The following is a 209-nucleotide window of genomic DNA, read 5'->3' as shown; positions in this document are numbered from 1 at the left end:
CAAGAACAAAATGGAGGGCAAATACAACATCTATGCTGATCCAGGCAGCAGGTTGCTGATGACCGATGCCGGAGGGGATGGCTTGACGCTGGTCGAGCGTGCTTACCCCGGCCTCAAACTGTTTCCGGACGGCGCCAACGCATCCACCCAGCTGGACATTCCGGCCACCGCCGCCATCGACTGGGTGCATGTGTTCAACGACCGATTCA

Annotated in this window: 1 pseudogene; it reads left to right on the top strand. The window is 58.4% G+C overall.

Annotated elements, in window-relative coordinates:
- Positions 1-209, top strand: a pseudogene (locus tag ACW9IR_RS30520) (outer membrane protein transport protein); the annotation flags it as partial.

This window comes from Pseudomonas sp. SDT291_1_S447 (assembly GCF_054070155.1).
Note: the sequence above shows the minus strand (reverse complement) of the source record. Positions and strands in the feature narration are given on the sequence as shown.